This window comes from Sulfitobacter sp. (genome assembly GCF_041552635.1).
GTDB lineage: Bacteria > Pseudomonadota > Alphaproteobacteria > Rhodobacterales > Rhodobacteraceae > Sulfitobacter.
Map to the genome: position 1 here is coordinate 1 of NZ_JBFEKM010000112.1, position 14,079 is coordinate 14,079.

The window sequence follows — 14,079 nt, forward strand, 5'->3', positions numbered from 1 at the left end:
CCGCGATGACCTGCATTTCAGCGAAACGGCCATCGTTGACATGATGGCCGATGTGGCACCGATCTTGCCGTTTTTGTTGGTTGCTGCCGCTTTGGCGGCACAGTTCAGCGCCGCAGTGGCCGACACCAGCGGATCAGGTGGACTGATGGAAGAGCTGTCGGCAAAGCGTATTTCCGTGCGCATGGGGTATCTGCTGCTCACGGTGGTCGGGTTGCTGCTGACGTGGGGCGCGGATGTGTTCCAGATCATCAGCTATGCCTCGCGGGCGTTCGCGGTCTACTATGCACTGCAAGCGGCCATTGCGGCGATCAGCACCAGCAAGCAGGGTGCAAAAAACCGCAGCTTGGGATTTGCCGCCTTGGCGGCCTTGGGCTTTGCCATCGCGGTGTTTGGCCATGCTGTCGAAGGGTAGCGCCGGCGCATTTCCACATCGGGTCTAAAATACCGCAATGCGGCCTCTTGCCCTTGGCCGCGTCGCAGCCTAACCCTTGGCGCATGAAAATACTCTTTCTTGGCGATGTCATGGGCCGTGCCGGCCGCCGCGCAATCAGCGAAAACCTTCCCCGTCTGCGCAAGGACTGGAAGCTGGATTTCATCGTGGTCAACGGCGAAAACGCAACTTCGGGGATGGGGCTGTCTGGCCTGCATGCCAAAGGGCTTCTTGATGCAGGGGCCGATTGCCTGACCCTAGGTGATCACGCTTTCGATCAAAAAGACATGCTTAGCTTTATCGAGCAAGAACAGCGTATTATCCGGCCATTGAATTTTTCAAAAAACGCACCGGGCAAGGGCGCGCGCCTGTTCACGGCGCAGAACGGGCGCAAGGTGCTTGTTGCTCAGGCTTTGGGTCAGGTGTTCATGAAACGCCCCTTTGACGATCCGTTTTCTGCCTTGGAACCTGTGCTGAAAACGCATCCGCTGGGCGGCTTGGCATCGGCGATCATCGTCGATATGCATTGCGAGGCGACGTCCGAGAAAATGGCGATGGGCCATTGGTGCGACGGGCGCGCCAGCCTTGTTGTGGGCACCCACACCCATGTGCCCACATCCGACGCGATGATCCTGCCCGGCGGCACAGCCTATCTGACCGACGCTGGCATGTGCGGTGACTATCATTCCGTCATCGGAATGGAGAAAACCGAACCCCTGCGCCGTTTTATCACGGGCATGCCCAAAGACCGCTTTACCCCCGCCAATGACGAGGCGACCCTGTCCGGCGTCTATATCGAAACCGATGATCGTACCGGCAAAGCAACCCGCATCGTCCCCGTGCGCGAAGGCGGTAAGCTGCAACAAAGCGCCCCGTGACCCGTCGGCAGATCGTCTTTTACACCGCGTTTCTGGCGGTGCTCGGGGCGGGCTGGGGCTTTACCCAACCATTGACCAAGATCGCGGTCAGCACAGGCTACCAGCATTTCGGTTTGGTCTTTTGGCAGATGGTGATCGGCGCGGTCTTTATGACAGTGATCAACGCCGTGCGCCGCAAACGGGTGCCCTTTGGTTTGCGTTATCTGCGGCTTTATCTGATCATCGCCATTATTGGCACGGTACTGCCGAATTCCGCCTCGTATCAGGCAGCGGTCTGGCTGCCCTCGGGGGTGTTGTCGCTGCTGCTGAGCCTTGTTCCGATGTTTGCCTTTCCAGTCGCGCTGGCGATGGGGCTGGATCATTTCAGTTATCGTCGCCTTGGCGGGCTGGGCTGCGGGCTGGCCGGCGTGCTGTTGCTGGTGGCACCGGGAACAGACCTTTCGATGGATCTGCCGGTGTTCTGGATTCTAATCGGCCTGATCGCCGGTCTGTGCTACGCATTCGAAGGCAATATCATCGCCAAATGGGGAACCCTTGATCTGGACGCGTTTCAGGTGCTGCAAGGCGCGTCGCTTGTCGGTGCAACACTGCTGCTGCCGGTGACCGTGATGACCGGACAATTCATTGATCCCGCACTGCCTTGGGACATACCGCAATGGGCGTTGGTCGTGTCGGCGCTGGTGCATGTGGTGGTCTATGCGGGCTATATGTGGCTGGTCGGCAAGGCCGGGTCGGTGTTCGCGGTGCAGGTCAGCTATCTGGTGACGGGGTTCGGTTTGATCTGGGCCAAGATTATTCTGTCTGAAACTTATGCGCCAACCCTTTGGCTGGCTCTTGCCATGATGTTTGCCGGATTGTATTTGGTGCAGCCTCGCCCCAAAGCGGCGCTTGCCGAAGCAGCGGCAATCGGCGACACTACCCCCTGATTTATTCCTCGGCTAGGTAGGATATACCCCGAATGGACCTTTTCGACCTGTCGCAAAGTACGTCTGCGATTCTGGCGCTGACCATCGTCGTGATCATGTTCATCATGTTCCTGCGCGAAGCCCTGCCAACCGAAGTCGTGGCTCTTGCCGGTGCGGCTGTGATGCTGGCGCTTGGCATTTTACCTTACGAGGATGCGCAGGCGGTGCTGCAAAACTCCGCCCCCTGGACGATCGCAGCGATGTTTATCGTGATGGGCGCGCTGGTGCGGACGGGTGCGTTGGACGTGTTGACGCGGCTTGCGGAACGCTATGCGAAAACCCATCCGAAAACAGCCGTGGTGGGGGTTATCATTGCCGTCATGGCGGCCTCGGCGATCATGAACAACACGCCTGTAGTGGTGGTGATGATCCCCGTCGTGGTGCAGCTTAGCCAGACTTTGGGGACCAAGGCCTCCAAACTGCTGATCCCGCTTAGCTATGCGGCAATCATGGGCGGCTCACTGACCCTGATCGGGACATCGACCAACCTGTTGGTGGATGGTGTGGCGCGCAGCCAGGGCCTTGAACCCTTTAGCATTTTCGAGATTCTGCCAATCGGGCTTGTGGTCTGTGCATGGGGCCTGATCTATATGGCGATCTTCGCGCCCAAACTTTTGCCCGCACGCGACAGTATGGCAAACATGCTGTCGGACCGTTCGAAAATGAAATTCTTTACCGAAGCGGTGATTCCCCCTGAATCCAACCTGATCGGCCGCGATGTATTGGACGTGCAATTGTTCAAACGCGAAGGTGTGCGGCTGATTGACGTGGTGCGCGGCGACCAGTCGTTGCGCCGTGATTTGGCGGCGGTCCAGCTTCAGGTCGGCGACCGTGTGGTCTTGCGCACGCAGATGACAGAACTGCTCAGCCTGCAAGCCAACAAAGAACTCAAACGCGTTGATCAGGTGTCAGCCGTCGAAACCTCGACCGTCGAAGTGCTGATCACGCCGGGTTGCAAAATGGTGGGCCGGTCGCTGGGCGCGCTGCGCCTGCGCCGCCGCTATGGGGTCTATCCGCTGGCGGTGCACCGGCGGAACCAGAACATCGGACGCCAGCTGGACGATCTGATCGTCAAGGTCGGCGATACGCTGCTTCTCGAAGGGGCCATGGGCGATATCCAGCGCCTTGCCTCTGACATGGATATGGTTGACGTCTCGCAACCGTCTGCGCGCGCGTTCCGCCGGGGCCACGCGCCCATCGCGATTGCGGCGCTTGTTGGTATTGTCGTGCTTGCGTCACTTAACGTGGCACCGATTTTGCTGCTTGCGATCTTTGCGGTAGCGCTTGTGCTGGTCACCGGCTGTATCGACGCAGAAGAAGCCTTCAGCTTTGTCGATGGCAGGTTGCTGGCACTGATCTTTTCGATGTTGGCCGTCGGTGCTGGTCTGCAAAATTCTGGTGCGATCAGCCTGATCGTCGACAATATATCGCCGTTCCTTGGCACGCTGTCGCCGTTCTATGTGATCTTTGCGGTGTTCCTGCTGACAACAATCCTGACCGAAATCGTATCAAACAACGCGGTTGCCGTCATCATGACCCCGATCGCAATCAGCCTTGGGTCGGCGTTGGGGATGGACCCGCGCCCGCTGGTGGTCGCTGTGATGATTGCGGCATCCTGCGCCTTTGCGACGCCGATCGGGTACCAAACCAACACGCTGGTTTATGGCCCCGGTGGCTACCGCTTTACCGACTTCATGCGCATCGGCATCCCGCTGAACCTCAGCATGTCACTGCTCGTCTCGGCAATTATCCCACTCATCTGGTAAGACGCAGGCCCCTCGTTCTCTGGCTCAAAAATATCCCGGGGGTGTGGGGGCTGGCCCCCATAATATACCGCGCGTTGACGCTGGCCCCCACAGACTTCAATTACTCACAAAGGCCAGAACAGCAAAATCGCTGGAATAGAAACCGCGACCACGATGATCTCAAGCGGCAGGCCCATGCGCCAGTAATCCCCAAAGGAATAACCGCCTGGCCCCAAGATCAACGTGTTATTCTTATGCCCGATCGGGGTCAGAAACGCGCTTGAGGCCGCTACAGCCACCGCCATCAGAAACGGGTCGGGCGAAACGCCCAAGGTCTGCGCCATCTGGATGCCAACCGGGGCGGCCACGATGGTCGTTGCGGTGTTGTTCAAAACATCTGACAAGGTCATCGTCACGACCATTAAAACCGTCAACACCATCCACGCCGGCCACCCGTCGGTCAGCCCGACCAAGGCTCCGGCGATCAATTCGGTCCCGCCCGATGCCTCAAGCGCGGCCCCCAGCGGGATCATCGATCCCAGCAGCACCACAACGGGCCATTCGATATGTGTGTAGAGTTCGGACAGCGGGATGATCTTGGCCAGAACATAGGACACGACCACCAGCCCAAGGGCGATGGGTAGATAAATCAGGCCAAAACTGGCGGCGGTGACCGCCCCTGCAAACAGACCAATGGCAAGCCAGACCTTGCTGTTCTCGGTCACGGCAAGCCCGCGATCGGCCAAGGGGAGGACGCCCAGCCATTCAACCACGTGGGCAGATGTATCGCGCGGGACCAGCAGCAAAAGAATATCGCCGGTCTCGAGCTCGGTCTTGCGCAGTTGCGAGGTGATGCGCGTGCCGCGCCGCGAGATGCCCAGCAGCACTGTTCGTTGGCGCCATGAAAGCCCGACAGATTGGGTCGAACGCCCGTTGAGGCGCGATTCATTGGTGACCACGACCTCGATAATCTCGACGCCTTCGCCCCCGGCATTCAATCGATCCTCGCGGTCTTTATCGGCTACCTGCAAGTTCAAGGTGCTGCGAAATTCATCCAGCGCGTCCGGGCGCGCCTCAAGCACCAAGGCGTCTCCGGCGCGCATCGCGACATTGCGCGACTGACCATAGAGACGCGCGCCATCGCGCACGAGGCCAAGGATCACCACGTCGGATTTATCTGCCACTTCTTGTAATTCGCCCAGACGTTTGCCAATCAACGGGCTTTCTTCGGGGACCGTCAGTTCTGCAAGGTATTGCGACAGGTCCTCGGGTTTGAGGGCGGTGTCATCGCGCGGCGGGATCAACCGCCAGCCGACCAGCGCGACAAAGGCGAGCCCGGCGATCGCGGCGATGCCCCCGACAGGGGCGAAATCGAACATGCCAAAGGGTTCGCCAAGGGATTCCTGCCGAATGGAGGCAATGATAATATTGGGTGGCGTGCCGATCAGCGTGACCATCCCGCCCAGAATCGTCGCAAAGCTGAGCGGCATCAGGCTGAGACCCGGATTGCGCCCCGCCTTGCGCGCGGTCTGGATGTCGACGGGCATCAGCAGTGCAAGTGCAGCCACGTTGTTCATAAAGGCGGACAGGACGCCGCCGATCAGCCCCATCAGCGTGATATGCGCGCCCAGACTGCGCGACGCATCGACCAAGGTCCGCGTGATCAGCAGCACCGCGCCGGATCGTACCAACCCGGCAGAGACCACCAAGACAAGGGCAACCACCAGCGTGGCGGGATGACCAAAGCCGTCGAAGGCATTTTTGCTGTCCACGACACCCAAGACAACAGCGATCATAAGTGCCGAAAAGGCCACAAGATCGTACCTGAACCGCCCCCAAAGCAGCATGCCGAACACCGCAGCAAAGAGTGTAAAGAGAATGATTTGATCTTGGGTCATGGGCAGGGATCACCTTGTGATTTGGGGCCTTGGGTGTTGGTTCTTGGCTTAGCAGTCGGAATGGGGGCTGTCTGCCCCCAAACCCCCGAGGATATTTTTGAGCCAGAGAAGAGGGGATTTCCCCTGTAAGGGTGGCTTGTTTGCGCGCATCGGCTGGCCTATAGAGGGCGAAATAGGGTTTTCGCAGACGAGGTTATCATGGCAGGCCACTCAAAATGGGCAAACATCCAGCACCGCAAAGGGCGGCAGGACAAGTTGCGCGCCAAGGTGTTCTCGAAGATGTCAAAAGAGATCACCGTTGCGGCCAAGATGGGCGACCCTGATCCTGACAAGAACCCGCGTTTGCGACTGGCGGTCAAGGAAGCAAAATCGGTTTCCGTGCCAAAGGATGTGATCGACCGCGCGATCAAGAAATCGCAAGCGGGGGACGGCGAGGATTACGAAGAAATCCGCTATGAGGGTTATGGACCCAATGGGGTGGCTGTAATCGTTGAGGCGATGACCGATAACCGCAACCGTACGGCGTCGGTGGTTCGGTCGACCTTTACCAAGAATGGTGGCAATCTGGGCGAAACCGGCAGCGTTGGTTTCATGTTCGACCGCAAGGGCGAGATTACCTATCCGGCGTCGGTCGGCGATGCGGATACGGTCATGATGGCCGCGATCGAGGCTGGGGCCGAGGATGTTGAATCGTCTGAAGACGGGCACGTCATCTGGTGTCTTGATACGGATCTGAACGAAGTCGCCACCGCGCTTGAGGCCGAGTTGGGCGAATCTGACAGCACCAAGCTGGTCTGGAAGCCGTCCATTACCACCGAGATGGATCTGGAGAGCATGGAGAAGCTGATGAAGCTGATTGATGCGTTGGAAGATGACGATGACGTGCAGCGGGTTACCACGAATTTCGACGCCTCTGACGAGGTCATGGAGCAGCTGGAGTAACGCCATCCGGTTGGGGCGAACGTAGGGCGGCTGCACCAAGGCATTCTATTCAAATTGGGTGCTAGCGCGATTTTTAGGATACGAGCGGCGGGTTTTCCGTCGCTCGTTTTCGTTTTGGTGTGCGAAATGTCGACCTTGACGCATCATTCAGCGCGGCATGCCGAGGCAATTTGATTTGGTGATCGCTATGCCATGATTTCCGCAGGCTGGCCGTCTTGGGGACGACCGTTGCGCGGTAATCTGCCGCAAGGGGAACGCCGAGCTGCACATGTGGCGACAAAATAAAAACCTGCCGACCATTCGGCCAGCAGGTTTTCATAGATATGCCCGAAATGCGGGATTTTTACCCCTGAAATAAGGGGCGTTTATGGTCTGTTGAGGGGGAGGGAGGTTACCCGAACATCCGCGACATGCTTAAAAACACGCCGCCCGTCTTTGGCTTTTGCGCCTTGACCGGCTTTTGTTGCGCAATCTTGGCCAGAACCCGTTTGATATCGTTCAGGCGCGTCAGGGCTTTTGCACCCCCGGCACTGGCTTGAACGCCCAAGATTTTGGACTGTGTGTGCAAGGCCGCCTCGATCAGGGCCAGTTCTTCTTGGCTGATTTCCAGCTTCTGTTTTTCGTCAAACATGACTTAGTTCCTTTGTAGAGTGAGCGTCACATAGGGAGCCGGAGGGCGTTACACCAGTAGCAACGGGCCGGATCACGAATTTGTTTCACCATGTTGGCGAAAAAAATTAGATTTTGGCAATTCTGCGAACGAGAGCTTGGGCTTGTCAGGTTTCACTGATACGCCAAGCCATCACAACCAAGGCTGCTTTCATGCTCTCTTTCTTTCCCGGATTTGCGTTGGGCTTTACTTTGATTTTGGCGATTGGCGCGCAAAACGCCTTTGTGTTGCGCCAAGGGGTGCGGCGGCACCATGTGTTCTGGGTCTGCCTGACCTGCGCGGTCTCTGATGGGGTGCTGATTGCAGCGGGGGTTTCGGGCTTTGGCGCGCTGGCGCAGGCGGTGCCGTGGTTTGAAACCGTGATGCGTTTTGGTGGCGCGGCGTTCCTGATCTGGTACGGGGCACAAAATGCACTGTCTGCATGGCGCGGCGGGGCGGCACTTGAGGCAGAAGGCGACAACACCCTTAGCTTGCGTCGCACATTGCTGACCTTGCTGGCGCTGACTTGGCTGAACCCGCATGTCTATCTGGATACAGTCGTGCTGTTGGGATCGGTGTCGGCGCAATATGACAACAGGTTGGCTTTCGGTATCGGAGCCGTAACGGCAAGCTTTGTGTTCTTCTTCGGTCTTGGCTATGGGGCGCGGCTGCTTGGCCCGATTTTTGCCCGCCCGCGCAGCTGGCAAATTCTGGACGCGTTGATTGCCCTGACCATGTGGGCGATTGCGGTGAAACTTTTGCTGATGTGACCTTGCTCTTGCCGTCTGATTGGGAAATGTTGAATTTATGACAACAGCGCTGCCTCATCGTCCCGTAATCGGCATCTTTTGGATGGTTGTGACAGGGTTCTTATTCATCTGTGTGACAGCGCTTGTGAAGCACATGGGCCCGCGCCTGCCGTCGGCGGAAGCGGCCTTGATCCGCTATTCCTTCGGATTGGTGTTTTTACTGCCTGCGATCGGGTCGTTGCGGGCGGCACATCTGACCCGGCGGCAGTGGACCTTGTTCAGCTTGCGCGGGGGCTTGCATGCGTTGGGCGTGATTTTGTGGTTCTACGCCATGACCCGCATTTCCATAGCCGAAGTGACCGCGATGAACTATATGGCCCCGATATATGTGACCATTGGTGCTGCGCTTTTCTTGGGTGAAACCCTTGCCTTGCGCCGGATCATTGCTGTCGTTCTGGGGCTGTTGGGGGCTGTGATCATCCTGCGACCGGGGTTTCGCGAGCTGACCAACGGGCATTTTGCGATGCTGATCGCGGCGGTTGTGTTTGGCGGGGCCTATCTGTTGGCCAAGGTCCTGACAGACGAGGTCAAACCGTCTGTCGTGGTCGCGATGATGTCGATCTTTGTGTCGCTCTTTTTGCTGCCCTTTGCGCTGCCGGTCTGGATTACACCCACGTGGGAGGAACTTGCGATCCTTGCCACTGTGGCCGTTTTTGCCACTGGAGGGCATTACACCATGACACTGGCCTTTGCTGCGGCACCGTTGACGGTGACGCAACCGGTCACGTTTCTACAATTGGTCTGGGCGACAATTCTGGGGGCCGTTGTGTTTGTCGAACCAATTGATATCTGGGTGGTCATCGGCGGTACCGTGATCCTGGGATCGGTCACATTTATCACTTGGCGCGAGGCGATGTTGAATCGCCAGATCACGCCCGCAAGCCCCGCGACCAAATTCTAAGTTTATTGACTTGCCAGTCAATAACCATAGATTGCCTAGCAGTGACGTCAATTACTGCTAGGATTCGAGATGCCCAAACTTGGAATGGAGCCCATTCGCCGCGATGCTTTGGTCAAGGCCACAATAGCCGAAATCGGGGCCGCGCAGTCGTTGGACGTGACTGTTGGTCAGATCGCCCGGCGTGCGGGCATGTCCTCGGCGCTGGCACATCACTATTTCGGTGGCAAGGATCAGATCTTTCTCGCCGCTATGCGCTATATCCTGTCTGAATACAGCGCCGAAGTCCGCCGTGAATTGCGCGTCGCAAAAAAGCCGCTTGAGCGCGCAGAAGCGATCATTCGCGCCAGTTTTGACGAGAGCTGCTTTGATCCTGCGACGGTCAGCGCTTGGATGACGCTTTATGCGTCCTCGCGGACCAATGTCGAAACCTATCGTTTGCTGATTGTTTATCAAGCGCGGCTGCGGTCGAACCTGACCCATGCGCTGCGCCCGATCTCGGCGCGTCCGGAACGGGACGCCGAAACCTTGGCGGCCATGATCGACGGTCTGTACCTGCGCGCGGCCCTGTCCGACGGTGGCAGTTCCAAGCAGGCCTGCGGGCAGGCGCTGGAACTGCTTGAAACGTTGGTGGGAGCCAAGCGATGACCAAACCAAACATCCTGATCCTGATGGTCGACCAGTTGAACGGCACGCTGTTTCCCGATGGCCCCGTCGATTGGCTGCATGCCCCGAACCTGAAAAAACTGGCAGCGCGGTCGACGCGGTTCAAGAATGCCTATACCGCCAGCCCACTGTGCGCACCGGGGCGGGCGGCGTTTATGTCCGGCCAATTGCCTAGCGCCACGGGCGTCTATGACAACGCGGCTGAATTTCCGTCCAGCGTGCCGACCTATGCGCATCACCTGCGCCGTGCGGGCTATCACACCTGCCTGTCGGGCAAGATGCATTTCGTTGGTCCCGACCAGCTGCACGGGTTCGAGGAACGTCTGACCACTGATATCTATCCCGCTGATTTCGGCTGGACCCCCGATTATCGCAAACCCGGCGAACGCATTGACTGGTGGTACCACAACATGGGGTCGGTGACGGGCGCAGGGGTGGCCGAAATAAGCAACCAGATGGAATATGACGACGCCGTCGCATTCGAGGCAACGCGCAAGATCTATGACCTGTCGCGTGGCCTTGATGACCGCCCGTGGTGCATGACCGTCAGCTTTACCCACCCGCATGACCCGTACGTGGCGCGCAAGAAGTATTGGGATTTGTATAACGATTGCGACCATCTGCTGCCGCAGGTGTCTGATCTGGGCTATGACGCCCAAGATGCGCATTCCAAACGGATTTTTGACGCCAATGACTGGCGTAGCTTTGACATCACCGAAGACAATATCAAACGGTCGCGTCAGGCTTATTTCGCGAACATCAGCTATCTGGATGACAAGATCGGCGAGATCTTGCAGACCCTCGAGGATACCCGTCAAGAAGCGATCATCATGTTTGTGTCCGACCATGGCGACATGCTGGGCGAACGCGGCCTTTGGTTCAAGATGAGCTTTTTTGAGGGCTCTTCCCGCGTGCCGATGATGATTGCCGCCCCGCAAATGGAACCGGGCTTGAACGAAACCCCCGTCAGCAATATCGACGTCTGCCCGACCCTGTGCGATCTGGCGGGCGTGTCGATGGAAGAGGTCATGGAATGGACGACAGGCCAGTCGCTGGTGCCCATGGGGCAGGGGGTGGAACGTACCGAACCCGTCGCGATGGAATACGCCGCCGAAGGGTCCTATGCGCCGATGGTGTCGCTGCGCTATGGCAAGTGGAAATACAACCGCTGCGCGCTGGACCCGGACCAGTTGTTCGACATGGATGCCGACCCGCACGAGCTGACCAATCTGGCCGAAGATCCCGCCCATCAGGGCACGCGCCAAACCCTGCGCGCCAAGGCTGACGCACGTTGGGATCTGGATGCTTTTGACGCCGATGTCCGCAAAAGCCAGGCGCGCCGCTGGGTGGTCTACGAGGCGCTGCGCGAAGGCGGCTATTACCCGTGGGATTACCAGCCCCTGCGCAAAGCCTCAGAGCAGTACATGCGCAACCACATGGATTTGAACGTGCTGGAAGAAAACAAGCGCTTTCCCCGCGGAGAGTAAGCCGTTTTCCATCCCAAACGGGCCACCCACACGAATTGAGAGAGAAATATGCAAACCCAACCCACCGCCAGCCATTTCATCAACGGTGCCTATGTCGAAGACACCGCAGGCACGCCGATCGAGGTGATTTACCCCGCCACTGGTGCGGTGATCGCCAAAGTCCATGCCGCGACGCCCGAGATCATCGAACAGGCCATCACCTCGGCACGGGCGGCGCAGGTGGCTTGGGCCGCGATGACCGGTACCGAACGCGGCCGCATCCTGCGCCGTGCCGCCGATATCATGCGCGAACGCAATCATGATCTGTCTGTGTTGGAAACCTATGACACTGGCAAACCTTATCAGGAAACATCTGTGGCGGATGCGACCAGCGGGGCCGATGCGTTGGAATATTTCGGCGGGATCGCCGCGTCCCTGACCGGAGAGCATATTCAATTGGGCGAGGATTGGGTTTATACCCGCCGCGAACCTTTGGGCCTGTGTGTGGGCATCGGTGCGTGGAATTACCCGACGCAGATCGCCTGCTGGAAAGGCGCGCCAGCGCTGGCTTGCGGCAATGCGATCATCTTCAAGCCATCCGAAACCACCCCGCTTTGTGCATTGAAAGTCGCCGAAATCCTGCACGAGGCTGGCCTGCCTGCAGGATTGTATAACGTGGTGCAAGGCATGGGCGAGGTCGGCGCATCGCTGGTCAGCGACCCCCGCGTTGACAAGGTTTCCCTGACCGGTTCCGTGCCCACAGGCCGCAAGGTCTATGCCGCAGCGGCGGCTGGTATCAAGGCGGTCACAATGGAATTGGGCGGCAAATCCCCGATCATCGTGTTCGAGGATGCGGATATCGAAAACGCGGTCAGCGGTGCGATATTGGGCAATTTCTACAGCTCGGGGCAGGTGTGTTCCAACGGGACGCGGGTGTTTGTGCATGCGGACATCAAAGAGGCGTTCCTCAAGCGGCTGGCCGAACGGTTGGACGGCGCGGTGATCGGGGACCCGATGGACCCCGAGACCAGCTTTGGCCCGATGGTGTCCAAGCGCCAGCTTGATATCGCGCTTGGTTATATCGAACAGGGCAAGGCCGAGGGCGCACGGCTGGTGTATGGCGGGACTGCAATCGACGGCGACGGTTTCTTTATGCAGCCAACGGTCTTTGCCGATGTCACCGACGACATGACCATCGCGCGCGAAGAGATTTTCGGCCCCGTGATGTCGGTGCTTGATTTTACGGACGAAGACGACGTGATGGCGCGCGCCAATGACACCGAATTCGGCCTTGCCGCAGGCGTGTTCACCCGTGATCTGTCGCGCGCGCACCGCGTTGCTGCCAATTTTCAGGCGGGCACCTGCTATATCAACACCTACAACGACGCGCCGGTCGAGGCCCCGTTTGGCGGCATGAAAAACTCGGGCGTGGGACGTGAAAATTCAAAGGCGGCGATTGAACATTATAGCCAGATCAAATCCGTCTATGTGCGCATGGGCGATATGGAAGCGCCTTTCTAAAGCGGCGTGATCCAAAGGTGCGCTAAAGCGCATTCGATTATTTAGGCGTGACGCGGCCTGAACCCACCTTTGCAAGGGATGCGCGGGTTCGGGTCGCTATAGCATGATGCGCAAATGCGGGGGCCGGACGGTATGTCCGTGGGCCCCAAGACTTGACGTGAAGGATGGAAGCTGATGGCGGAATTTATCATTGTGGGGGCTGGCAGTGCCGGTTGTGCCATGGCGTACCGTTTGGCCAAGGCCGGACGCAAGGTGCTGGTCATTGAACACGGCGGCACCGATGCGGGGCCTTTTATCCAGATGCCAGCGGCATTGTCCTATCCGATGAATATGAAGCGCTACGATTGGGGCTATACCTCTGAACCCGAACCGCATTTAGGCAACCGCCGTCTGGCCTGTCCGCGCGGCAAGGTGATCGGCGGATCGTCGTCAATCAACGGTATGGTTTATGTGCGCGGGCACGCCAAGGATTACGACCATTGGGCCGAACAGGGGGCTGATGGCTGGGGCTATGCCGATGTGCTGCCCTATTTCAAGCGGATGGAAACCTGGCACGATCGTGGTCATGGCGGCGACCCTGCGTGGCGTGGCACCGACGGCCCGCTGCATGTCAGCCGTGGCCCGCGTGAGAACCCGCTGTTCGAAGCCTTTGTCGCGGCGGGCAAGCAGGCGGGATACGAGGCGACCGACGATTACAATGGTGAAAAGCAAGAGGGCTTTGGCCCGATGGAGCAGACGGTTTGGAAAGGCCGGCGCTGGTCAGCTGCGAATGCCTATTTGCGGCCTGCCCAGAAGACGGGCAATGTCGAGGTGATCCGCGCGCTGGCGCAGCGCATCGTGATCGAAGATGGCCGTGCGGTGGGTGTAGAGGTGCTGCGCGGCGGCACCCGCGAGGTGTTGCACGCCAGTGGCGAGGTGATCCTGGCCGCGTCGTCGATCAATTCGCCCAAGCTGTTGATGTTGTCTGGCATTGGCCCTGCGGCCCATCTGGTGGAACACGGGATCGACGTTGTGGCGGACCGCGCTGGTGTCGGTCAGAACCTTCAAGACCATCTTGAGCTGTACATCCAGATGGCGGCAAGCCAGCCCATCACGCTCTACAAGCACTGGAATGTCTTCTCGAAGGCGGTGATCGGGGCGCAGTGGTTGTTCACCAAAACTGGCATGGGCGCGTCGAACCAGTTTGAATCGGCCGCCTTTATCCGGTCCAAA

General features: G+C 58.6%; 12 protein-coding genes and 1 pseudogene. 11 read left to right on the forward strand and 2 right to left on the reverse strand.

Translation table 11 applies throughout. The annotated features are described in order from the left end of the window. The 4 genes and pseudogenes from ABYT07_RS13570 to ABYT07_RS13585 form a co-directional block, all read left to right on the forward strand. Positions 1–412, forward strand: a pseudogene (locus tag ABYT07_RS13570) (hypothetical protein); the annotation flags it as partial. 83 nt (positions 413–495) lie between these two features. Continuing rightward, positions 496–1,308 (forward strand): TIGR00282 family metallophosphoesterase, encoded by an 813-nt coding sequence (locus ABYT07_RS13575; RefSeq protein ID WP_372992419.1) that lies wholly within the window; start codon positions 496–498, stop codon positions 1,306–1,308. Beyond that, complete coding sequence (locus tag ABYT07_RS13580; RefSeq protein ID WP_372992421.1) at positions 1,305–2,234, forward strand: DMT family transporter; 930 nt, start codon at positions 1,305–1,307, stop codon at positions 2,232–2,234. Before ABYT07_RS13575 ends, ABYT07_RS13580 begins: the two co-directional genes overlap by 4 nt. Positions 2,235–2,266: 32 nt before the next feature. After that, positions 2,267–4,039, forward strand: coding sequence for an SLC13 family permease (locus tag ABYT07_RS13585; protein ID WP_372992423.1), 1,773 nt, complete (start codon positions 2,267–2,269; stop codon positions 4,037–4,039). Between the two features lie 104 nt (positions 4,040–4,143). On the opposite strand, the gene ABYT07_RS13590 is transcribed toward ABYT07_RS13585, so the two are convergent. Then, positions 4,144–5,916 (reverse strand): SLC13 family permease, encoded by a 1,773-nt coding sequence (locus ABYT07_RS13590; protein ID WP_372992425.1) that lies wholly within the window; start codon positions 5,914–5,916, stop codon positions 4,144–4,146. A gap of 198 nt (positions 5,917–6,114) precedes the next feature. Between ABYT07_RS13590 and ABYT07_RS13595 the strand changes: the two genes are divergently transcribed. Further along, positions 6,115–6,858 carry a YebC/PmpR family DNA-binding transcriptional regulator gene (locus ABYT07_RS13595; RefSeq protein WP_372992427.1) on the forward strand — a complete coding sequence of 248 codons (744 nt, stop codon included), beginning with the start codon at positions 6,115–6,117 and terminating at the stop codon, positions 6,856–6,858. 391 nt (positions 6,859–7,249) lie between these two features. Here ABYT07_RS13595 and ABYT07_RS13600 read toward each other — a convergent pair whose 3' ends face one another. After that, on the reverse strand, positions 7,250–7,489 hold the full coding sequence (locus tag ABYT07_RS13600) for a hypothetical protein (RefSeq protein WP_372992429.1): 240 nt from the start codon (positions 7,487–7,489) through the stop codon (positions 7,250–7,252). Between the two features lie 191 nt (positions 7,490–7,680). Between ABYT07_RS13600 and ABYT07_RS13605 the strand changes: the two genes are divergently transcribed. The 6 genes from ABYT07_RS13605 to ABYT07_RS13630 all read left to right on the forward strand — a co-directional run. Further along, a complete protein-coding gene (locus tag ABYT07_RS13605) occupies positions 7,681–8,277 on the forward strand; it encodes a LysE/ArgO family amino acid transporter (protein WP_372992431.1) in 597 nt (198 codons plus the stop codon). Between the two features lie 37 nt (positions 8,278–8,314). Continuing rightward, entirely contained in the window at positions 8,315–9,217 is a 903-nt protein-coding gene (locus tag ABYT07_RS13610; RefSeq protein WP_372992433.1) for a DMT family transporter, read from the forward strand. Positions 9,218–9,286: 69 nt separating this feature from the next. After that, on the forward strand, positions 9,287–9,862 hold the full coding sequence (gene betI, locus ABYT07_RS13615) for a transcriptional regulator BetI (protein ID WP_372992435.1): 576 nt from the start codon (positions 9,287–9,289) through the stop codon (positions 9,860–9,862). Beyond that, positions 9,859–11,367: a choline-sulfatase gene (gene betC / locus ABYT07_RS13620; protein ID WP_372992437.1), complete on the forward strand. Its 1,509-nt coding sequence runs from the start codon at positions 9,859–9,861 to the stop codon at positions 11,365–11,367. The genes betI and betC overlap by 4 nt, the downstream gene beginning before the upstream one ends. A 48-nt stretch (positions 11,368–11,415) precedes the next feature. Then, complete coding sequence (gene betB / locus ABYT07_RS13625) at positions 11,416–12,867, forward strand: betaine-aldehyde dehydrogenase (protein ID WP_372992439.1); 1,452 nt, start codon at positions 11,416–11,418, stop codon at positions 12,865–12,867. A gap of 171 nt (positions 12,868–13,038) precedes the next feature. Beyond that, the coding region (locus ABYT07_RS13630) for an FAD-dependent oxidoreductase (protein WP_372992441.1) at positions 13,039–14,079 on the forward strand (1,041 nt) is incomplete at its 3' end.

Excerpts from the sequence above, each read along its gene's own strand:
- ABYT07_RS13590 (WP_372992425.1), bottom strand. The coding sequence starts at position 5,916 with ATGACCCAAGATCAAATCATTCTCTTTACACTCTTTGCTGCGGTGTTC.
- ABYT07_RS13595 (WP_372992427.1), top strand. The coding sequence starts at position 6,115 with ATGGCAGGCCACTCAAAATGGGCAAACATCCAGCACCGCAAAGGGCGG.
- betC (WP_372992437.1), top strand. The coding sequence starts at position 9,859 with ATGACCAAACCAAACATCCTGATCCTGATGGTCGACCAGTTGAACGGC.
- ABYT07_RS13610 (WP_372992433.1), top strand. The coding sequence starts at position 8,315 with ATGACAACAGCGCTGCCTCATCGTCCCGTAATCGGCATCTTTTGGATG.
- ABYT07_RS13600 (WP_372992429.1), bottom strand. The coding sequence starts at position 7,489 with ATGTTTGACGAAAAACAGAAGCTGGAAATCAGCCAAGAAGAACTGGCC.
- betB (WP_372992439.1), top strand. The coding sequence starts at position 11,416 with ATGCAAACCCAACCCACCGCCAGCCATTTCATCAACGGTGCCTATGTC.
- ABYT07_RS13575 (WP_372992419.1), top strand. The coding sequence starts at position 496 with ATGAAAATACTCTTTCTTGGCGATGTCATGGGCCGTGCCGGCCGCCGC.
- betI (WP_372992435.1), top strand. The coding sequence starts at position 9,287 with ATGCCCAAACTTGGAATGGAGCCCATTCGCCGCGATGCTTTGGTCAAG.
- ABYT07_RS13585 (WP_372992423.1), top strand. The coding sequence starts at position 2,267 with ATGGACCTTTTCGACCTGTCGCAAAGTACGTCTGCGATTCTGGCGCTG.
- ABYT07_RS13605 (WP_372992431.1), top strand. The coding sequence starts at position 7,681 with ATGCTCTCTTTCTTTCCCGGATTTGCGTTGGGCTTTACTTTGATTTTG.